At 60.9% G+C, this 238-nt stretch carries 1 pseudogene; it reads left to right on the forward strand.

Annotated features, from left to right (window positions below):
- Window positions 1-31: 31 nt before the first annotated feature.
- Window positions 32-238: pseudogene (locus tag SB822_RS60790) on the forward strand (hypothetical protein); the annotation flags it as partial.

Consider the following 238-nt stretch of genomic DNA (forward strand, 5'->3'; position numbering starts at 1 on the left):
TCTCTGCGGACTGGTGATGGCCGGAGTAGGAATGGCGATTGCCACGCCCAACTATCTTGGATGGCTCACCGGACGGATGGAACAGGGAGAACAGGGGGCTGCGGCTGGTTGGCTTGCAAGTGCTCACGTACTTGGCCAAGGAGCGGGCGCGATCTCCGGCGGCTATCTTTTTACAGTCTCTGCGCAGGCACCGCTTTTTGTCAGCGCGATCCTTGCTGGCATGGCAGCGCTTCTCGCC

It is taken from the genome of Paraburkholderia sp. SIMBA_054 (assembly GCF_046534875.1).
Taxonomy (GTDB): domain Bacteria; phylum Pseudomonadota; class Gammaproteobacteria; order Burkholderiales; family Burkholderiaceae; genus Paraburkholderia; species Paraburkholderia hospita.